The following is a 19,966-nucleotide window of genomic DNA, read 5'->3' as shown; positions in this document are numbered from 1 at the left end:
AAGCTGGCGCAGGAATACCCACCGCGCCCTTGCTGCCACCGGCCGTCTTGACCCACTGAACGTATTCGGTGAACGACTTGGCCGGCGTGCCACCCGAGACGGCGAACGCATTCACGAACGTGGCAAAACCGCCCACCGACACAAAGTCGTGCACCGGGTCGTAACCAGGGTTCTTCACCACCTGGGGCAGGATGGAGATGGTGTGGTCGTGCGACAGGAACAGCGTGTGCCCGTCGGCCGGTGCGGCCTTGAGGGCCTGCGCCGCAATCTGCCCGCCTGCGCCGGGGCGGTTTTCCACCACCACGGGCATGTGCAGTTCGTCCTTGAGCTTTTCGGCCAGCAGGCGGGCTATGGCATCACTGCCGCCGCCGGGCGGAAAGCCCACCAGAATGCGCACCGGTTTGGCAGACTGGGCACTGGCCAGCCCCACGGTAAGGGCCGCGCCCAGCACGGCCGTGGTGCGCACGGCGCGGGCCAGCAGGCTGCGGCGCGAGGGTTGGGATGTCATGGCATGGCTCCTGTAGATGTGGCAATCAAGACGGCGAGGCACGCGGCCCTCAGGCCAGGCGCGCGCGGTGGCGAGCGAGTTGCGCACGCACCTGGGCGGGTGCGGTGCCGCCCAGCGTGTTGCGCGCGTTGAGCGAGCCGCGCAGGCTCAGGCATTCGTACACATCCTTCTCGATGGCGGGGTGGAAGCCTTGCAGCACAGTCAAGGGCAGCTCCGACAGGTCACACGCATGGGTGGTGGCGGCCTTGACGGCATGGGCCACGGTTTCGTGTGCATCGCGGAAGGGCAGGCCCTTCTTCACCAGGTAGTCGGCCAGGTCGGTGGCGGTGGCGTAGCCCTTGAGCGCGGCTTGCTCCATCGCAGGCGCGTTGACGGTGATGCCGCCTTCCTTCTTGCCGGTGGCGGGGTTCAGCTGGCCGCCCACCATTTCGGCAAAGATGCGCAGCGTGTCTTTGAGCGTGTCCACGGTGTCGAACAGCGGCTCCTTGTCTTCCTGGTTGTCCTTGTTGTAGGCCAGGGGCTGGCCCTTCATCAGGGTGATCAGGCCCATGAGGTGGCCCACCACGCGGCCGGTCTTGCCACGCGCCAGCTCGGGCACGTCGGGGTTCTTCTTCTGCGGCATGATCGACGAGCCGGTGGTGAAGCGGTCGGCAATCTTGATGAAGCCGAAGTTCTGGCTCATCCAGATGATGAGTTCTTCACTCAAGCGACTCACGTGCACCATGCACAGGCTGGCGGCGGAGGTGAACTCGATGGCGAAGTCGCGGTCGCTCACGGCGTCCAGGCTGTTCTGGCACACGCCCTCCATGCCCAAGGTTTTTGCCACGCGTTCGCGGTCCAGCGGGTAGGTGGTGCCAGCCAATGCTGCACTGCCCAGCGGCAGCACATTGGTGCGGCGGCGCACGTCGGCCATGCGCTCGGCATCGCGCTTGAACATTTCCACATAGGCCAGCATGTGGTGGCCAAAGCTCACGGGCTGCGCCACCTGCAGGTGGGTGAAGCCGGGCAGGATCACGTCCACGTTCTGCTCGGCCACATCGACCAGCGAGATCTGCAGTTCTTTGAGCAGGTCGCCAATCAGGTCAATCTCGCCGCGCAGCCACAGGCGCACGTCGGTGGCCACCTGGTCGTTGCGGCTGCGGCCGGTGTGCAGGCGCTTGCCAGCGTCGCCCACCAGCTGGGTCAGGCGGGCTTCGATATTCAGGTGCACATCTTCGAGGTCCAGCTTCCATTCAAACGCGCCAGATTCGATTTCCTGTGTGATCTGCGCCATGCCGCGCTGGATGGAAGCGTGGTCCTCCGCACTGATCACGCCTTGCGCGGCCAGCATCTCGGCGTGGGCCAGGCTGCCTGCAATGTCGGCCTGCCACAGGCGCTTGTCGAAGAACACGCTGGAGGTGTAGCGCTTGACCAGGTCGCTCATGGGCTCAGAGAACAACGCAGACCAGGCCTGGGCCTTGGTGTCAAGCTGGTTGTGGGATGGCGCAGACGCGGCGTTGTTGGCTTGGCTGGAGGACATGGGAGGGCAATAATTGGATGGTTCAGACACCCGGACAGCCCGGATGCCAATGCAAAACACCGAAATTTTATCGACCCTGCCCCCCGAGCGCGGACAAACACCGTCTTCTGCGCAGGCGCAGCCATGGTCCAAGGGCTCCAAAGCCCCTGCCGGGCGGGCACTGGTGTTCGATGCGTGCCACCTGGGGGTGGTGCTGCGCGCGGTGCTGTTTGTGGAGACGGTGGTGGGCGTGGGGGCCATGTTTGGGGCCGATACGCTTTACCAATGGCTGGCCACGGTGGCCCTGCTCACGGGCGGTGCCTTGCCCGCCACGCTGGTCTGGCTGGGCACGGCCTGCAGCCTCAAGACCGTGCTGCAGCGCCTGAGCACCGCCCAGCAATATGCAGCGGGCGTGGTGCTGGGGGCGCTGGCGGGTGCCTATGCCTGCGCCATGCTCAAGCTGGCCAATGTGGCGCCCCCCTCGCCCCCATGGCTCGCCAGCGCCGCCTGCGGGGCCCTGCTGTCAGCCATGCTGGTCACGGCGCTGGTGCTGCGCGCGCGTGGCCGCACCCCGGCGGCCACCACGGCACGCCTGACGGAACTGCAGTCGCGCATCCGCCCCCACTTTCTGTTCAACACCCTCAACAGCGCCATCGCCCTGGTGCGCGCCGAACCAGCCAAGGCAGAGTCTTTGCTGGAAGACCTGAGCGACCTCTTCCGGCACGCGCTGGTGGAGCAAGGCGAATCTGTGACGCTGGCCGAGGAAATCACGCTGGCACAGCGCTATCTGGCAATAGAAGAGGTGCGCTTTGGCCACCGCCTGCAGGTGCAGTGGAGCCTGGACCCGCGCACCGATGCCGCCCGCCTGCCGCCCCTGCTGCTGCAGCCGCTGGTGGAAAACGCCGTCAAGCACGGTGTGGAGCCCAGCCCGCGCGGCGGCAAGCTGAAGGTGATGACCGAGCTGCGCGGCAGCCGCGTGGTGGTGCGCATCACCAACACCCTGCCGCCCTCGCACATCAAGAACGATGCACCACGCGGCCATGGCATTGCGCTGGCCAATGTGCGTGCCCGGCTGGCACTGCTGCACGACGTGCAAGGCGAGTTCACGGCGGGGGTGCAAGACGGGCTCTACCAGGTGCGCATCACGCTGCCGGTGGAAGCCCCCATGCGCCGCGCACTGCAAGCCCAGCGGGCCGCCAAGGGGCGCCGCAAACCATCGACCACGCCACGCACAGCCTCACCTTCCACACCGCCGAAAGCGCCATGAACATCCTGATCGTTGACGACGAACCGCTGGCCCGCCAGCGCTTGCGCACCCTGCTGAGCGACTGCACCGACTGCCAGCGCACCACCGTGGGAGAAGCAGGCAACGCGGGCGAAGCGCTGGCGCTGCTGGGCCCCACCGGCGGGCGCGGCTTTGACGTGCTGCTGCTGGACATCCACATGCCCGGCCAGGACGGCCTGAGCCTGGCCCACGCCGTGCAGGCCCTGCCCCAGCCGCCTGCCGTGGTGTTCGTCACTGCCTATGCCGACCATGCGGTGAGCGCGTTTGAACTGGACGCTGTGGACTACCTCACCAAGCCCGTGCGGCGCGAACGCCTGCAGCAGGCGCTGGCCAAGATGCAGCGCCTGCTGCGCCCCAGCACACCTGCCCCCATCTCCACCCTGCCCGAAGGCGAGACGCTGCTCATCCAGGACCGGGGCCGCACCGAGCGCATTGCGCTGCACGAGGTGCTGTATTTCAAGGCCGAGCAGAAGTACGTGACGGTGCGCACTGCCACCCGCAGCTTCATCATGGATGGTGCATTGAGCGACCTGGAGTCGCGCTATGGCGAGCGCTTCCTGCGCATCCACCGCAACGCCCTGGTGGCGCGCCGCGCGCTGCGGGCGCTGGAAAAGCACCACGACCCCGACGAGGGCGAAGGCTGGGCCGTGCGCTTGCAGGGCTCTACCGAAGTGCTGTCGGTCTCGCGCAGGCAAGTGGCTGCAGTGCGCGAAGAACTGGCGCGCTGACCACCCCGGTCAGATCAAGCGGTACACCACCGGCACGGGACACAATCGCGCGCCATGTCCAGTCGTCGAACCCTCTCCCTCCTGCGCCTTTGGGTGCTGGCGTGGTTCGTCGCCTCCATTGGGGTGTCGGTGGCATCGCCGCTCATCCACCCACAGTCCATCGAAGTGATCTGCTCTGGTGCCGGGGCCATCAAGTGGATGGTGCAGACCGAAGACGGCGCGGTAGAGATGGGCTCTACCAACATGGACTGCCCCTTGTGCGCCCCCGCTACCGGCGCGCCTCCGGCCCCTGCGGCCTGGGCACCTCCTCCCCCGCACCCGCTGGCCCATGCCGTGCAGCCCGTGCAGGCGGCCCGCATTGCGGCCGCCACGGCTGCTCCGCTGCCTGCGCGCGGCCCACCGCACTCACTCTGACCCGTTCCTGATCCGCTCGCACCCGGTGCCTTCATGCCCTGGGGCTGGCGGTGCCTGTTCGTATACGCGGCAGGATGCGCCCGACAAAGGCTTGCCTGGCGCTGGCCTGCTGCTTTCAGAGTGATGTTTCATGCCATTCCCAGCTTTGGGCCGCACTGCGGCCGTGGGCGCCGCCGTGCGCCGTTCCGTCTTTTCGTCCATTGGCCGCGCGCAGGGCCTGCCGCCATTCGCACTGCACACCCTGGTGGCCAGCGTGGCTGCTGCACTGGCATTCATGCCGCTGGGCACATCAGCCCAGGAGAAGGCCACCACCACACCCCAAACCGCCACCCTGCCGGTGGTGGAGGTGACCGAGGGCTCTGCCACCCCCAACGGCAAGCTCTCCCTGGACACCCCCGTGGAAACCGGCAGCCGCCTGGGCCTGACAGCGCGCGAGACACCCGCATCGGTCACCGTGGTGGACCGCGCCACCATCGAAGCGCGCGGCGCCCAGGACACCCAGGAAATCTTGCGGGCCGTGCCCGGCGTGACCGCGCACGATGCGCCGGGCAGCGTGGGCGTGAGCTACCGTGGTTTTGGCAGCGGCTCGCTGGGCCAGTTGTTCAACGGCATCACGGTGCAGTACAGCATTGCGGCGCGGCCCGTGGATAGCTGGATCTACGACCGGGTGGAGGCCATTGGCGGGCCGTCGAGCTTCCTGTTCGGCTCGGGCGCCGTGGGCGGGTCCATCAACTACATCACCAAAACGCCCGAGCGCACCGACTTCACCGAAGCGCAGGTGCGTGCTGGCTCGCACCGGCTGCGCGAAGTGTCCATCGGCATCAACCGCCGCCTGGGCTCTGCGGCCACAGCCGCGGGCGGTGGAACCGCACACTACGCACGACTGGATCTGAACCACCGTGACGGCGGCAGCTGGACGGAAGGCACCGAGCGCCGCGCCACGCAGCTGGCGGCATCACTGCTGTCTGACCTGGGCAGCGGCTGGAGCCACCTGCTGGCCTACGAATACCAGAACAAAAACGTGCACCGCCCTTACTGGGGCACCCCCGTGCTGCAACCGGCCGTGGGGGAGTTGCGCATTGATCCAGGCACCCGTGACAAGAACTACAACAGCGCCGACGGGCTGTACGCACAGCGCGTGCAGTGGCTGCGCTCTGTGTCGCAATGGAGGGTGTCAGACGCACTGCAGCTACGCAACACCCTGTACGCCTACGATGCGCTACGCGACTACCGCAACGTCGAAACCTACGCCTTCAATGCCACCAACACGGCGGTGGCCCGCTCGGGCGTGCTGCTGCAACGGCATGACCACGAGGTGATTGGCAACCGCCTGGAAGCCAACTACCAAGGCACCCTGGCCGGGCGGCGCAGCGACTGGTCTGCCGGGCTGGACTTCAGCGTGAACCGGCAAACACGCTTCCCCAACAGCCTGTCCACCACCGTGAGCACGGTGGACCCCTACAACTTCACCACCGAGTATTTCTTCAATATCCCGGGCATGAAGCCCGGCTTCCAGCATGACCGCGACAACAAGGTCACGACCACCGCCGTGTACCTGGAAAACCGAACCGCCCTGGCACCCGCACTGCAGCTGATAACCGCGCTGCGGCACGAGCGCATTGCGCTGGACCTCACCAATCGCCGCGCCATCACGGCCACCAGCCCCGCCCACATGGCCCGCAGCTACGAGCCCACCACCGGACGCATGGGCCTGGTGTGGGACGTGGCGCCTGGCATGAACCTGTACGCGCAGTACGCCACCGCGGCCGATCCGCCAGCAGGTGTTCTGAGCACTGCCACCTTTGCCAACGTGCGCGACAACACCGAGCTGACCACAGGCCGCTCGTACGAAGTAGGCAGCAAGCTGGACTTCTGGGGCGGCAAAGGCACGGCCACCGTGGCGGCCTTCCACATCACGCGCAAGAACATCGCCACCCAAGACCCCAACAACAGCAGCCAGACACTGCTGGTGGGCGAGCAATCGTCCAAAGGCGTGGAACTGGCCGCAGGGCTGCGCCCCCATGCACGCTGGCAGCTGCAAGGCAACCTGGTGCGCACGCAGGCGCGTTATGAGAACTTTGTGCAAGGCGGCGTTTCGCTGGCTGGCAAAACGCCCACCAACACACCTCAGACGGTGGCCAACCTGTGGGTGAGCTATGCCCTGACGCCGACATGGACAGCCAGCGCGGGCGTGCGCCATGTGGGCAAGGTGTATGCCAATGCCGCCAACACGCAACACTGGCCCGCCTACACGCTGCTGGACCTGGGCGTAGCCTGGAGGCTGCAGCCCGCCACCACACTGACGGCCCGCCTGCGCAATGCCACAGACCGGATCTACGCCGCCAATGTGGGCAGCGGCCAAGTCTACCTGGGCGCCCCACGCACGCTGGACGTGACACTCCACACCGCGTTCTAAAAAGGCAGAGCACCCCATGCGGCACGCCAAACGCTGGCTTTACCTGGTTCACCGTTGGCTGGGGGTGCTGCTGTGCAGCGTCTTCGCCCTCTGGTTCATCTCTGGCATCGTCATGATGTACGTGGGCTACCCCAAGCTCACACCGGCCGAGCGGCTGGAGCACCTGCCTCCGCTGCGCGGGGTGCCCGTTGCACTGGAGCCTGCCCAGACCCTGCAAGCGGCAGGCTTGCAGGGCCCGCTGCAAGAGCTGCGGCTGGCGCTGGCCAGTGGTGGCCGCCCCGTGTATGTGGCCACCCCGGCCACCGACCTGGAGCCCGGCAGCAGGGCCGCAAGGCGATCCAAGCCAGCGCCAGTGGTCATCGATGCCACCACGGGCGAGCTGATCCGCAACGTATCAGCCGCCCACGCGCTGGCATCGGCCCAAACCTTCGCCTCGTCGCGTGACAGCGCCTTGGCAGCAGACGCCTACCCCCAGCACCTGGGCATGGTGAGCGAAGACGCGTTCACCCATTCCAGGGCGCTGGACATGCACCGACCCTTGCACACCGTGGCCCTGGGTGATGCAGAGGACACCGTGGTGTATGTCTCCAGCGCCACGGGCGAGGTGGTGCGCGACGCCACCCGCACGGAACGCCTGTGGAACTACGCAGGCGCATGGATCCACTGGCTCTACCCTTTCCGGGGCAATGTGTTCGACCGGTACTGGACGGACATCGTGAACTGGCTGTCCATCGCCGGCATCGTGCTGGCGCTCACGGGCACCGTGGTGGGCGTGCTGCGCTGGCGCTTCACGGGGGCACGCTACAAAAGCGGTTCACGCTCGCCCTACCCCAGCGGCATGATGAAGTGGCACCACACCACGGGACTGCTGTTCGCAGCGGTCACCACCACCTGGGTGTTCAGCGGGCTGATGTCGATGAACCCCTGGAAGCTGTTTGACAGCGGTGCACCGCCCCTGCGCACCGCTGCCATGCACGGCGGCCCCCTGCAACTGGCCAGTGGCCCTCCCCTGGCCAGCGTGCAGGCCTTGCTGGCACAGGCTACGCCCAACGTGCGCGAGCTGCGCTGGGTGCGCGCGGCGGGCCACACCGTGGTGCAGGCCTGGAGCCCCAGCGGCGTGGCCACGCTGCTGGACGCAACCACCGCCGCGCACCATGCCATCGCCCCGCGGGAGCTGACCGCCGCAGCCGCACGCCTGGTGGACGCGCCCGTACAGGAAGTGCAAACGCTGAACGCGTACGACCTGCACTATTACGACCGGGCCCCGCACACCATGGGCGGTGGCGCCGACAAGCCCTTGCCCGTGTGGCGGGTGGTGTTTGCCGACCCGCATGCCACCTGGGTGCACATCGACCCACGCACGGGCACCGTGCTGGGCCGCACCGACACCCACCGCCGCACCAGCCGCTGGCTGTTTTCCATGCTGCACAGTTGGGACTGGCTGCCCCTGCTGGAGCGCCGCCCGCTGTGGGACGTGGTGCTGATCGTGCTGAGCCTGGGTGGCACGGCCCTGAGCGTGACAGGGGTGGTGGTGGGCTGGCGGCGCTTGCGGGTCAAGGCGCGGTCAGGAGCGAAAGCGGCACACCCACGCACCGCGCGGGCAGCTGCAGCGAGCGCAACTACCGGCAGGGCCAGCCCGCAAGCTGGCAATGTCTGACGGCTCCGAGTGCATGAGCAGACTGCGAGGCGGCAACGACGCCGCGCCGCAGGCTCATACGGTTTTGCATTCCCTCAGATCACCGGACAGGAAATGGCAGACCGTGCTGTATCACGGGAAGGCGAACCAACGACGTGATTCATTGCAAGGCACAGCCGTCTCAGTGGCGGCTGCGCAAGGTGCGGCTGAGCAGAATCACCGGCACCAGGCCCACCGCCACCAGCGCCAGCGACGGCAAGGCAGCTTCGCCCAGGCGCTCGTCGCGGGCCAGCTGGTAGGCCACCACGGCCAGGGTGTCGCTGTTGAAAGGGCGCAGCACCATGGTGGCGGGCAGCTCCTTCATCACGTCCACAAACACCAGCAGCGCGGCGGCAGCGGTAGAGCGACGCAGCAGCGGCCAATGTACCCGCGCCATGAGCCCCAGGCTTCCCATGCCCAGCATGCGGGCGGAATCATCCAGGCTGGCTGGAATGCGCGCATAGCCGCTTTGCACCGACTGCAGGGCCACCGCACAAAAGCGCACCAGGTACGCCCACACAATGCCCACTGCCGTGGCCGTCACCAGCGCGCCAATGCCCCACTGCGGCACGGCGGCCTGCAGCCAGCCCACGGGCAGCAGCAGCCCCACCACAATCACAGCCCCCGGCACCGCATAGCCCAGGCTGGCCAGTTGCACCACGCCGCGCGTCACGCCATCGGGGCGACGGCGCACGGCAAAGGCCAGCGTCAACGCCACGGCCACAGCCAGGGCAGAAGTGATGCCGCCCAGCCGCACACTGTGCCAGGCCCATTCCACAAAACGGCCCCAGGGCAGCACCGACCAGTCGGCCGCCAGCGGCCGCAGCATGAAAGCAATCGGTGCCACAAAACCCATCAGCACCGGCAGGCCGCACACCAGCCATGCCGCCACGCGCAAGCCACCGCGCAGCACCAGCGGTTGCGCCTCTGACGAGCCCGCACGCCCCACCCCACCGGCGGCAAAGCGCATGCGCTTTTGGGCGCGGTGCTCCAGGTGCAACAGGGCCAGCACCACCACCAGCAGCATGGTGGCCAGCTGGGCCGCCGCCAGGCGGTTGTCCATGGACAACCAGGCTTTGTAGATGCCGGTGGTGAAGGTCTGAATGCCAAAGTAGCTGGCCACGCCGAAGTCGGCCAGGGTCTCCATCAGCACCAGCGCCACGCCTGCAGCCACGGCCGGGCGGGCCAGGGGCAAGGCCACCGCCCGGATGCGGCGCGGCAGCGGGGCACCCAGCAACCGCGCTGCCTCCATGAGTTGCGCCGCACGCTCACCCAGGGCCGTGCGGGCCAGCAGGTACACATAGGGGTACAGCGAGAAGATGAACACACACACCGCACCACCCAGGCTGCGCACTTCAGGCAGCAGGCGGCCTTCCAGGCCAAACATGTTGCGCAAGCCCACCTGAAGGGGGCCGCTGAACTGCAAAAAGTCGGTGTACGCATAGGCCGTGACATACGCGGGCATGGCCAGCGGCAGCAGCAACAGCCATTCAAACGTGCGCCGCCCCGGAAAATCAAACAGCGTAACCGCCGCCGCAGCAGCGGTGCCCACCAGGGCCGCGCCCAAGGCCACCATCACACTCAGCCACAGGGTGGTACCCACATAGCCCGGCAGCACCGTGGCCGCCATCTCGCGCAAGATGCTGCCCGCCTGGGCGTCTCCCTGCCCCCAGGGGAGCCAGGACGCCAGCACCGCCAATACCGGCAAGGCAAGCACGCCCGCCAACAAAATCAGGGCCAGGGAACGGAGAGCAAAGGGGCTGCGGCGCAAGACGGGCAATCTATGGAGGCGGATGGAACACAGCGCCAGGGGGCCACCCGCCAGGGCGGCACGGCCCTTGCGCGCCGCGGCGGCTGGGATGCAAATGCGAATTTTAAGCATTCGCCACCTAGAATGGCGGGATGTTCCTAGAGGTCTCCCAACTCGATGTGCGCTACGCCGGCCGCGCACAAGCCGCCGTTCATGGTGTTTCGCTGGGCTTGCATGCGGGCGACATCGGCGTGCTCATTGGCCCTTCTGGCTGCGGCAAGACCACTTTGCTGCGTGCCGTAGCGGGGCTGGAGCCTGTTTCCAGCGGTGAAATCCGCCTGACCAAAAGCGTGGTGAGCAGTGCCACGCTGAGCGTGCCGCCCGAGCAGCGCCGCATTGGCATGGTGTTTCAGGACTACGCGCTGTTCCCGCACCTGTCCGTGGGCCGCAATGTGGCCTTCGGCATCCACCAGCTGCCGCGCGCCGAACAAGCTGCCCGCGTGGCCGAGGTGCTGCAACTGGTGGGCCTGGAAGGCAGCGAAAACCGCTACCCCCACGAACTCTCGGGCGGCCAGCAGCAGCGCGTGGCCCTGGCCCGTGCCCTGGCGCCGCGCCCGCAGCTCATGCTGCTGGACGAGCCCTTTTCCAACCTGGACGTAGACCTGCGCGAACGGCTGGCGCACGAGGTGCGCGGCATCCTGAAAGCCGCAGGGGCCACCGCCTTGTTTGTGACGCACGACCAGTTCGAGGCCTTTGCCATTGGCGATGTGATCGGCGTGATGCACGAGGGCCACCTGCACCAGTGGGACGACGCGTACACCCTGTACCACCGCCCGGCCACGCGCTTTGTGGCCGACTTCATCGGCCATGGCGTGTTTGCCCCGGCCACGCTGGTGCAGCGCGGCACCAACGTGGTGGCCCAAACCCCCCTGGGTGACCTGACCGATCTGGCCGAGTGTCCACTGCCCAGCAGCTACCCCGGCGGCGAATGCGATGTGCTGCTGCGCGCCGACGACATCGTGCACGACGACCACGCACCGGTGCAGGCGCAGATCGTGCGCAAGGCGTTTCGCGGGTCAGAATTTCTGTACACCCTGCGGCTGCGCAGCGGCCTGCAGGTCATGGCCCACGTGCCCAGCCACCACGACCATGCCGTGGGCGAGTGGATTGGCATTCGCGCCCAGGTGGACCATGTGGTGACCTTTGCACGCGGCGCATGAGGCCACCGGACAATTTGCGTCAAATCAGCCTCTAGCGCCCGCTGAAAAAGCGGCGGCAGCTATATTTTTCATAGCAATTTGACAAGGTTGCAGCCGGTGGCGATAGTCCAGCCGCAATGCAAACAAATTGTCACACTTTGCAGGCCCAATGGCGTTGGGTGATATTGCCCAATGCCACCGCCTGCGCGCAGGTGCCAGTGCAGCCCCGTCAGTGAGGGGCCCGGCGAACGCAGGTGGGTTCCACCGACTTGCCATGATCGCTACCGCTCCTGCACCCCGCACCACCAACATCCTTGGTCGCCGCCTGCTGGCCACTTTCGTGACCGTACTTTTGCTCACGCTGGCCGGCTCTGCCATTGGAGTATGGTCCTTGCGTAGCGTGGACGCAGCCACCCGCCAGGCCATTGAAAACAACGTGGCCACCGAACGCCTGGTGGCCGATGCGTACCGGCTGCAAGCCATCAACACCGAACGCTACAAGGCGATGGCCTTGAGTTCCGAGCCTGAAGTGGGCGAGATTCTGTCGGCCGACATTGAACGCACCCAAACCCACTACCGCGAGCTGATGGAGCAGCTGGCCACGCGCCTGCAAACGCCTGCGGAGCAAGCCCTGCTCACCGGTACACACGACAAGGCGCAAGACTTTCAGGCCGCCGTCAAAGAACTGGTGACGGCGCGGGACTTTGGCCTGACCGAACGCATCCGCAAGGTGTTCACGGAACGCTTTGAGCCCAGTGCAGCCGCCCTGCTCGGGTCTTTGCAGCAGCTGGCGCAATCGCAGCGCGATGCAATTGACGCAGCGGGTGCCCAGATTGCACAAAGCAGCCAACGCGCCCAGGTGGCGCTGACCCTGTTTTGCGCCACAGCCCTGCTGCTGGGCAGCGTGCTGACCTGGTGGCTGGTGCGCAGCATTTCGCGCCCCATCGGCACGGCCAACGCCACGGCCCAGCGCGTGTCCAGCCTGGACCTGCGCGAGAACATCGAAGGGCACAACCGGGATGAGGCAGGCCAGTTGCTGCTGTCGCTGAACACCATGCAGGAAGCCCTGCGCACCTTGGTGATGCAGGTGCGCCAGTCCGCCCAGAGCGTGCGCCTGGCAGCCCACGAGATTGCGCAGGGCAATACCGACCTGTCCGAGCGCACGGAAGGCACGGCGTCCAGCCTGCAGCAAACGGCCGCTGCGCTGGAGCAGGTGACGCAACGCCTGCACCAATCCAGCGAAACAGCAGCCCGGGCCGAGCACATGGCCAACCACGCATCGGCAGTGGCCACCGAGGGCGGCAACGCGATGGCCCAGGTGGTGCGCACCATGCAGAACATCCAGCAGTCGTCCCGCAAGGTAGAGGAAGTGACCGGGGTGATCGACAGCATTGCCTTCCAGACCAACATCCTGGCGCTGAACGCCGCTGTGGAAGCCGCCCGCGCGGGCGAGCAAGGCCGGGGCTTTGCCGTGGTGGCGGCCGAAGTGCGCCAGCTGGCCATGCGCGCGGGCGAAGCCGCCCGCGAGATCAAGGGGCTGATCGCCACCTCGGCCCAGAACGTGGAGACCGGGACCGCCCTGGTCAATGGCGCGGGCCACACCATGGGCCAGATCGTGGAGTCGATTCGCAACGTCGCCAGCATGATCAGCGACATCAGCACCACCACGCTCTCGCAGACCCGCGACATCAACGACATCAACACGGCCGTGGCGCGCCTGGACCAGATGACGCAGCAAAACTCGGCCCTGGTGGAAGAGTCTGCCGCCGCCTCAGAGGGCCTGCGCCACCAGGCCAACGAGCTCACGCACCTGATCAGCCAGTTTGTGTTGCCCCCACAGCACGAGGCGCTGCCGGTGCCGGGCCCTGTCCGCATGCCAGCACTGCCAAGCGCCTGAAGAGCTGAGGCGGTGAGCCAGGAGCTATCGCCGCGCCTGATTTGCCAAGCCCACCACGGCGGAGCAGCAGCAGCGGCGTTGCTCAGCCCTGCTGCTGGCGCAATTGGTCCACCACAGCCTGCAGGTGGATGGCCCATTCGCGGCGGTCACGGCCCTGGGAGGTTTCGGGCTCTCCGTACGTCACCACCGCCTCAATGGCCGGGGCGCTCAGGGTGCGCCAGATGGAGCCCAGCAGGGTCTCGTCACCGATGTAGCTGGGCGCAAAGCTGGTGGCACCAGTGGCCTTGTCAACAAACCGCAGCCCCACGGGTACGACCGGCGCATCGGCCGCCACAGCGGCTTGCAGTAGGTTGGCATGGAAGGGCAACATGGCTCGGCCATCGCCCGTGGTGCCCTCCGGAAACACCGCCAGCACCTCGTTGCGCTGCAGGGCTTCTTGCATGGTGCGCACCATGCGCATGGCGTCGCGGCGCGAGGTGCGTTCGATGTACAGCGTGCCGCCAGCAGTGGCCAGCGTGCCAATCAAGGGCCAGCCCTGCACGTCTGACTTTGAGATGAAGCAGCAATGCCGCGCCGCGTGCATCACCGGAATATCGAGCCACGAAATGTGGTTGGCCACCAGCATGACCGGGCCACGCACCGGCGGCGTGCCCTGCACCCGCAACGAGATACCGGCACACGCGAGCAACTGCTGCGACCACGCCTGCACGCGGATGTATTGCTGCTCTTGCGACATGCGCGGAAAACGCAGCGTGACCACCCACAGGCCATGCAGCACATGGCCCAGCAGGCGCGCACAGCGCCAGAGCGCCCGTGGCAGCTTCACAGGCCCCCCGGCACGCTGTGCAAATCAGCGAGAGAACCCCGTGCGAGCGGCCTGGAAGCCTTCAAGCGCATTCAGGCCCGCTCAAACGCCACATGCCCACCCACCAGGGTGGCGCGCACGCAGCCGGGCAGTTCGTAGCCCGAAAACGGTGTGTGCTTGCCCTGGCTGCGCAGGGCGTCGGCCTGCACCGTCCAGGCGGCCTGGGGGTCGAACACGCACAGGTCGGCCACGCCGCCTTCGACCAACTGGCCCACGCTGGCTTGCAGCGTACCCAGGGCCGTGCCCAGCACGCGGGCGGGCTCGGCGGTGATGGCGGCCAGGGCGCGCTGCAGCGGCACGCCCTGGTCTTGCGACCACTTGAGCGCCAACGACAGCAGCAGCTCCAGCCCGGTGGCACCGGGCTCAGCTTCTGCAAAGGGCAGGGTCTTGGCGTCTTCGTCCACGGGGTTGTGGTCTGACACCAGCACGTCGATGGTGCCATCAGCCAGCGCGGCGCTGAGCGCATCGCGGTCGCGCTGCTGGCGCAGCGGGGGCGACAGGCGGGCGCGGCTGTCGAAGAAGCCGATGTCCACATCGGTGAGGTGCAGCGAGTTGATGCTCACGTCGGCCGTCACCTTGAGGCCATCGGCCTTGGCGCGGCGCACCAGTTCCACGCCCGCAGCGCTGCTGATACGGCACAGGTGCACGCGGGTGCCCGTGGTTTTGAGCAGTTCAAAAATGGTATGCAGCGCAATGGTCTCGGCCGCCACGGGCACGCCCGACAGGCCCAAACGCGTGGCCAGCGGGCCGCTGGCGGCCACGCCCTTGCCCAGGTGCATCTCTTGCGGGCGCAGCCACACGGTGTAGCCATAGGTGGCGGCGTACTGCAAGGCGCGCTGCAGCACCTGGGTGCTGGCCAGCGGCACCTCGGCCTGGCCAAAGCCCACGCAGCCGGACTCGGTCAGCTCGGCCATCTCGGTCAGCACCTCGCCGGCCAAACCGCGTGTCAAAGCGCCCAGCGGGAACAGGCGCGACTGGTGCAGCTTCTCGGCGCGGAACTTGAGCATCTCCACGAGCCCCGGCTCGTCGAGCACGGGGTCGGTATCGGGCGGGCAGACCAGGCTGGTCACGCCACCGGCCACGGCGGCGGCCATTTCGGATTCGAGCATGCCTTCGTGCTCGTGGCCGGGCTCACGCAGGCGCGCCGCCAGGTCCACCAGGCCGGGCAAGACGATGCAGCCCGAGGCATCAATGGTGCGAGTGGGGGCAAAGTCTGCCGGGGCGCGCCCCAGGCCCACAATGCGCCCGGCCGCCACGGCCACGTCGCAGATCTGGTCAAGGCCCGAAGCGGGGTCGATCACACGGCCGTTCTGGATCAGGATTTTCATGATTTCAAGCCAAATTGGCCACTAACGCTTACCGGATAAGCGCAAGCAGCTATTAAATACATAGCATCTACATCGCTCAACATTGTGCCCGCCTATTTGCACCACAGCCGACCAAATGCCAGTGCCACCGTGGAACCGGCTTCGCCGGGCCAGGGGTGGCGTCCCCCTTGGGGGATGACGCGAAGCGGCACAGGGGGCATTGCGTTGCGGGGGTTAGGCTTCATTTCCAGCAACGATGGACATGACCGCCATGCGCACCGCGATGCCGAAAGTCACCTGCGGCAAGATCACGCTTTGCTTGCCATCGACCACAGCGGAGTCGATCTCCACGCCCCGGTTGATAGGGCCGGGGTGCATCACGATGGCATCGGGCTTGGCCAGCTGCAGCTTTTCCTGCGTGAGGCCAAAGCTCTTGAAGTATTCCTGGCTGGACGGCAACAGAGCCCCGCTCATGCGCTCGTTCTGCAGGCGCAGCATGATGACCACGTCGGCGTCCTTGATGCCCTCTTCCAGCGTGTGGCACACGCGCACGCCCATCTGCGCCATGTCGCCCGGCACCAGCGTGCGTGGGCCCACCACACGCACTTCGGCCGCGCCGAGGGTGGTGAGGGCATGGATGTCCGAGCGCGCCACGCGGGAGTGCAGCACGTCGCCCACGATGGCCACGGTGAGGTTGCTGAAATCCTTCTTGTAGTGGCGGATGGTGTACATATCCAGCAGCCCCTGCGTGGGGTGGGCATGGCGGCCATCGCCCGCGTTGATCACGTGCACATGGGGAGCCACGTGCTGCGCAATCAGGTACGGAGCCCCCGATTCGCTGTGACGCACCACGAACAGGTCAGCCGCCATGGCGCTCAGGTTGGCGATGGTGTCGAGCAGCGACTCGCCTTTGCTGGCCGAACTGCGCGCGATGTCGAGGTTGATCACGTCGGCAGACAGGCGCTTGGCCGCGATCTCGAAGGTGGTGCGCGTGCGCGTGCTGTTCTCGAAGAACAGGTTGAACACGCTTTTGCCGCGCAGCAGCGGCACCTTCTTCACTTCGCGGTCGTTCACGCTCACGAAGTTGGCGGCCGTGTCGAGAATGTGCGTGACGATGTCACGCGGCAGGCCTTCGATGGAGAGCAGGTGGATCAGCTCGCCGTTCTTATTGAGTTGGGGGTTGCGCTTGTGCAGCACGGTCAGGCCTCCTGGACTTGGAACTGGAAAGTGCCCTGCTCATTGCGCGCGAGGGCCAGCGACTGGCTGCCCGGCAGCGCCACACGGGCAGCAGCAAAGTCGGCCTGCACGGGCAATTCGCGCCCGCCCCGGTCCACCAAGACGGCCAGGCGAACGCTGGCGGGACGACCGTAGTCAAACAGCTCGTTGAGCACGGCGCGGATGGTGCGGCCGGTGTAGAGCACGTCGTCGAGCACCAGCACATCGGCGCCGTTCACATCAAAGGGCAGCGCCGTTTGCGCCCCGGCGGCCAGCCCGCGCCGGGCAAAGTCGTCGCGGTGCATGACCGATGACAGCACGCCGGGAGCGCCTTCCAGGCCCAGGTCTTTTTGCAGGCGTTCGGCCAGCCAGGCACCGCCCGAGGCGATGCCCGCCAGGCGCGTGGTGGGGGTCAACATGCTGCGCACGCCGCGCAGCAGCTCGCGGTACAGGGCCTCGGCGTCGAGCACGAGGCTGCCGGCTTGGCCGACAGGAGAAGTCGTCATGGGAGGTTCCTCAAAAACTGTTCCAGGATGATGCAGGCCGAGGCGGCGTCGGCATCCTTGGCGCCACTGGCAAAACCGGATCCGCCGCGCGACCGCTCGGCATGGGCTTCGGTGGTGCTGTAGCGCTCGTCCACCTCAAACACCTGCAGACCAAAGCGCCCGCGCAATTGGCGGCCAAATTTCAGGGCACGCTGCGTGTTCTCGTGGCTGGCGCCATCGGGGTGGTAGGGCACGCCGATGACCAGCGCGTCGGGCTGCCATTCCTTGATGCGCTGGGCCACCTGGGCGAAGCGGGCGTCACCCTCGGCCTTGATGGTGGCCTGCGGGCTGGCCGTGCGCAGCATGCGGTTGCCCGAGGCCACCCCCGTGCGCTTGAGGCCAAAATCAAAAGCAAGAAAAGTCTGAAACTGCGCGGGAACGGCGGGCTGGACGGAAGCGGTAGGCTGAGCGGGAAGCCCGGTCATGCGTGCCCCGCCTCAGGAGAGATCATCCAGGCCTGCAAGCCGAGCAAGCCCAGCGCACGGTCGTAGCGCTCGGGCACGGGCGTGTCGAAAATCACGGACATGTCGGCGCCCACGGTGAGCCAGGCGTTTTCGGCCAGCTCAGACTCCAGCTGGCCCTCGCCCCACGATGAATATCCCAGCGTGACCAGCACCCGACGAGGCCCGGCGCCCGTGGAAAGGGCTTCCAGCACGTCCTTGGAGGTAGTCATGGCCAGGCCACCAGGAATCGCCATGCTCGAGGCATAGGCGGATTCGTCGGCTTTTTCGGTGCCTGCGAGCAGGGGCTCATGCAGCACAAAACCGCGTTCGGTTTGCACCGGACCACCCTGAAACACAGGTTCCTGGGTCAGATCCTCGCGGCGCAAAGACAAATCGACCTTGTCGAACAGCCCTTTGAGAGTGATATCGGAGGGCTTGTTGATGATGAGACCCAGAGCACCGCGTTCGCTGTGCTCGCACAGGTACACCACACTGCGCGCGAAAGACTCATCTTCAAGACCGGGCATGGCGATCAAAAAATGATGCGTCAGGTTGATGGGCGCAGAATCGGAAGACATTGTCCAATTTTAACGGTGAACATGGAGCCCTCTTACGCCACCGGCCTTGTCTGGTTCCGGCGCGACCTGCGCGCACTGGACCATGCCGCCCTGTACCACGCACTGACCCAATGCCAGCAAGTGCATTGCGTTTTTGTCTTCGACACCGACATCCTCGCCCCGCTGCCCCGGGCCGACCGGCGCGTGGAGTTCATCCGCGAATCGCTGGTAGAGCTGGATACTCATCTGCGTGAGTTGAGTGGCCACGCGCAGGGAGGCCTCATCGTGCTGCACGCGGCAGCCGTCGATGCCGTGCCCCAGCTGGCCCAGGCGCTGGGTGCGAATGCCGTCTTCACCAACCATGATGACGAGCCCCAGGCCTTGCAACGCGACAACGCTGTGCGCACCCAGCTGGCGCGAAACGGTGTGGCGATGCACACCTACAAAGACCATACGGTGCTGGAGCGGGACGAGGTGCTTACCCAATCGGGCACGCCCTACAGCGTGTTTACGCCGTACAAAAATGCATGGCTGCGCAAAATCAATGCCTTCTTCCTGAAAAGCTACCCGGTAGAGCGCCACGCACACCGACTGGCGCCGCGGCCGCCAGAACACACGCGCCCCGTGCCCACGCTGGGTGCGATCGGCTTTGAACAAAGCACTCTGGGTCATCTGAAATTGCCCACGGGAAGCCGGGGTGCGCAGCAGTTGTTTGATGACTTCCTGCAGCGCATTGAGCGTTACGAAGAAACGCGCAACTTTCCGGCCGTGAAAGGGCCGAGCTACCTCAGCGTGCACCTGCGCTTTGGCACCATCTCGCCCCGGCTGCTGGCGCGCACCGCGCACGCCCTGGCACAGCAGGGCAACCCAGGCGCTGCCACTTGGCTGAATGAACTGATCTGGCGCGACTTCTACTTCCAGATTCTCTACCACCACCCCCATGTGGCAGAGCGCAGCTTCAAACCCGCTTATGACTCCATCGCATGGGAGCAGGGCGACGCGGCACAAGCGCTGTTCAAGGCCTGGTGCGACGGGCAAACAGGCTATCCCCTGGTCGATGCTGCCATGGCACAGCTCAACCAGACGGGCTACATGCACAACCGCTTGCGCATGGTGGTGGCCAGCTTTCTGGTGAAAGACCTGGGCATTGATTGGCGCTGGGGCGAGCAGTATTTTGCGCAGCAGCTCAATGACTTTGACCTTGCCGCCAACAACGGTGGCTGGCAATGGGCCAGCTCCAGCGGCTGCGACGCGCAGCCCTATTTCCGCATCTTCAACCCGGTCAGCCAAAGCGAGAAGTTTGACCCGAAGGGCAAGTTCATACGCCGCTACCTGCCGCAGCTCGCTGGGCTGAGCAAAGCCGCGCTGCACGCCCCTTGGGCGGCCAGGCCGCTGGAATTGCAGGCAGCAGGTGTTACCTTGGGCCACACCTACCCTCTTCCCATCGGGCAACACGATGAGGCACGCCAAACAACGCTGGAGCGCTACGCGGTGGTGAAGGCAGCAGCGCCCTAGCACGCCACCCGGTGGGGCCGCAGCGCGCGCCCCGTGGCGCGCTATCGCCCCTTGCACCCGGTATCTGCCACCCATGAAAAAACCGCCCGAAGGCCAATGCCAGTCAGTTAAGCCCGCAGGCGGCTTGATCCAGTAAAAGGGAGCGTGTT

The 19,966-nt window shown here is 66.4% G+C and carries 17 protein-coding genes; 8 read left to right on the top strand and 9 right to left on the bottom strand.

Annotated elements, in window-relative coordinates; translation table 11 throughout:
* On the bottom strand, nucleotides 1-508 hold a 508-nt coding region (locus tag AADJ04_RS13020), incomplete at its 3' end, for a tripartite tricarboxylate transporter substrate-binding protein (RefSeq protein WP_341239853.1).
* Between the two features lie 49 nt (nucleotides 509-557).
* Complete coding sequence (argH, locus tag AADJ04_RS13015; RefSeq protein WP_341239852.1) at nucleotides 558-2,027, bottom strand: argininosuccinate lyase; 1,470 nt, start codon at nucleotides 2,025-2,027, stop codon at nucleotides 558-560.
* Nucleotides 2,028-2,076: 49 nt separating this feature from the next.
* Here argH and AADJ04_RS13010 point away from each other — a divergent pair, with 49 nt between their 5' ends.
* The 5 genes from AADJ04_RS13010 (at nucleotide 2,077) to AADJ04_RS12990 (ending at nucleotide 8,506) form a co-directional block, all read left to right on the top strand.
* Nucleotides 2,077-3,273, top strand: coding sequence for a histidine kinase (locus AADJ04_RS13010; protein WP_341239856.1), 1,197 nt, complete (start codon nucleotides 2,077-2,079; stop codon nucleotides 3,271-3,273).
* The gene (locus tag AADJ04_RS13005; RefSeq protein ID WP_341239851.1) at nucleotides 3,270-4,019 is read left to right on the top strand and encodes a LytTR family DNA-binding domain-containing protein; all 750 of its coding nucleotides are present in this window, start codon (nucleotides 3,270-3,272) and stop codon (nucleotides 4,017-4,019) included. Before AADJ04_RS13010 ends, AADJ04_RS13005 begins: the two co-directional genes overlap by 4 nt.
* A 54-nt stretch (nucleotides 4,020-4,073) precedes the next feature.
* On the top strand, nucleotides 4,074-4,433 hold the full coding sequence (locus tag AADJ04_RS13000; protein ID WP_066693953.1) for a DUF2946 family protein: 360 nt from the start codon (nucleotides 4,074-4,076) through the stop codon (nucleotides 4,431-4,433).
* 274 nt (nucleotides 4,434-4,707) lie between these two features.
* Complete coding sequence (locus AADJ04_RS12995) at nucleotides 4,708-6,849, top strand: TonB-dependent receptor (protein WP_341239855.1); 2,142 nt, start codon at nucleotides 4,708-4,710, stop codon at nucleotides 6,847-6,849.
* 16 nt (nucleotides 6,850-6,865) lie between these two features.
* Nucleotides 6,866-8,506 carry a PepSY-associated TM helix domain-containing protein gene (locus tag AADJ04_RS12990; protein WP_341239850.1) on the top strand — a complete coding sequence of 547 codons (1,641 nt, stop codon included), beginning with the start codon at nucleotides 6,866-6,868 and terminating at the stop codon, nucleotides 8,504-8,506.
* A gap of 160 nt (nucleotides 8,507-8,666) precedes the next feature.
* On the opposite strand, the gene AADJ04_RS12985 is transcribed toward AADJ04_RS12990, so the two are convergent.
* Complete coding sequence (locus AADJ04_RS12985; RefSeq protein ID WP_341239854.1) at nucleotides 8,667-10,295, bottom strand: iron ABC transporter permease; 1,629 nt, start codon at nucleotides 10,293-10,295, stop codon at nucleotides 8,667-8,669.
* 131 nt (nucleotides 10,296-10,426) lie between these two features.
* Here AADJ04_RS12985 and AADJ04_RS12980 point away from each other — a divergent pair, with 131 nt between their 5' ends.
* Nucleotides 10,427-11,494, top strand: a complete 1,068-nt coding sequence (locus AADJ04_RS12980) for an ABC transporter ATP-binding protein (protein ID WP_044398798.1) — start codon at nucleotides 10,427-10,429, stop codon at nucleotides 11,492-11,494.
* 253 nt (nucleotides 11,495-11,747) lie between these two features.
* Nucleotides 11,748-13,370 carry a methyl-accepting chemotaxis protein gene (locus tag AADJ04_RS12975; protein ID WP_341239849.1) on the top strand — a complete coding sequence of 541 codons (1,623 nt, stop codon included), beginning with the start codon at nucleotides 11,748-11,750 and terminating at the stop codon, nucleotides 13,368-13,370.
* A gap of 82 nt (nucleotides 13,371-13,452) precedes the next feature.
* Here the strand turns inward: AADJ04_RS12975 and AADJ04_RS12970 are convergent, their stop codons facing one another.
* The 6 genes from AADJ04_RS12970 to AADJ04_RS12945 all read right to left on the bottom strand — a co-directional run bounded on the left by AADJ04_RS12970 (nucleotide 13,453) and on the right by AADJ04_RS12945 (nucleotide 18,323).
* A complete protein-coding gene (locus tag AADJ04_RS12970; protein WP_066788778.1) occupies nucleotides 13,453-14,196 on the bottom strand; it encodes a lysophospholipid acyltransferase family protein in 744 nt (247 codons plus the stop codon).
* A gap of 71 nt (nucleotides 14,197-14,267) precedes the next feature.
* Entirely contained in the window at nucleotides 14,268-15,563 is a 1,296-nt protein-coding gene (locus tag AADJ04_RS12965) for a dihydroorotase (RefSeq protein WP_044398804.1), read from the bottom strand.
* A gap of 213 nt (nucleotides 15,564-15,776) precedes the next feature.
* Complete coding sequence (locus tag AADJ04_RS12960) at nucleotides 15,777-16,739, bottom strand: aspartate carbamoyltransferase catalytic subunit (RefSeq protein ID WP_044398807.1); 963 nt, start codon at nucleotides 16,737-16,739, stop codon at nucleotides 15,777-15,779.
* Between the two features lie 2 nt (nucleotides 16,740-16,741).
* Nucleotides 16,742-17,263: a bifunctional pyr operon transcriptional regulator/uracil phosphoribosyltransferase PyrR gene (gene pyrR, locus AADJ04_RS12955; RefSeq protein ID WP_341239848.1), complete on the bottom strand. Its 522-nt coding sequence runs from the start codon at nucleotides 17,261-17,263 to the stop codon at nucleotides 16,742-16,744.
* Nucleotides 17,260-17,727 (bottom strand): Holliday junction resolvase RuvX, encoded by a 468-nt coding sequence (ruvX, locus tag AADJ04_RS12950; protein WP_066696945.1) that lies wholly within the window; start codon nucleotides 17,725-17,727, stop codon nucleotides 17,260-17,262. Before ruvX ends, pyrR begins: the two co-directional genes overlap by 4 nt.
* Nucleotides 17,724-18,323: a YqgE/AlgH family protein gene (locus AADJ04_RS12945; RefSeq protein ID WP_341239847.1), complete on the bottom strand. Its 600-nt coding sequence runs from the start codon at nucleotides 18,321-18,323 to the stop codon at nucleotides 17,724-17,726. The genes ruvX and AADJ04_RS12945 overlap by 4 nt, the downstream gene beginning before the upstream one ends.
* Nucleotides 18,324-18,344: 21 nt before the next feature.
* On the opposite strand from AADJ04_RS12945, the gene AADJ04_RS12940 reads away from it, so the two are divergent.
* Nucleotides 18,345-19,817 (top strand): deoxyribodipyrimidine photo-lyase, encoded by a 1,473-nt coding sequence (locus tag AADJ04_RS12940; protein WP_341239846.1) that lies wholly within the window; start codon nucleotides 18,345-18,347, stop codon nucleotides 19,815-19,817.
* The last annotated feature ends 149 nt before the right edge of the window (nucleotides 19,818-19,966 follow it).

The sequence above is a fragment of the uncultured Acidovorax sp. genome (assembly GCF_964021665.1).
In the GTDB taxonomy this organism is placed as follows: domain Bacteria; phylum Pseudomonadota; class Gammaproteobacteria; order Burkholderiales; family Burkholderiaceae_C; genus Acidovorax; species Acidovorax temperans.
This window is presented reverse-complemented; position numbering and strand designations above follow the sequence as displayed.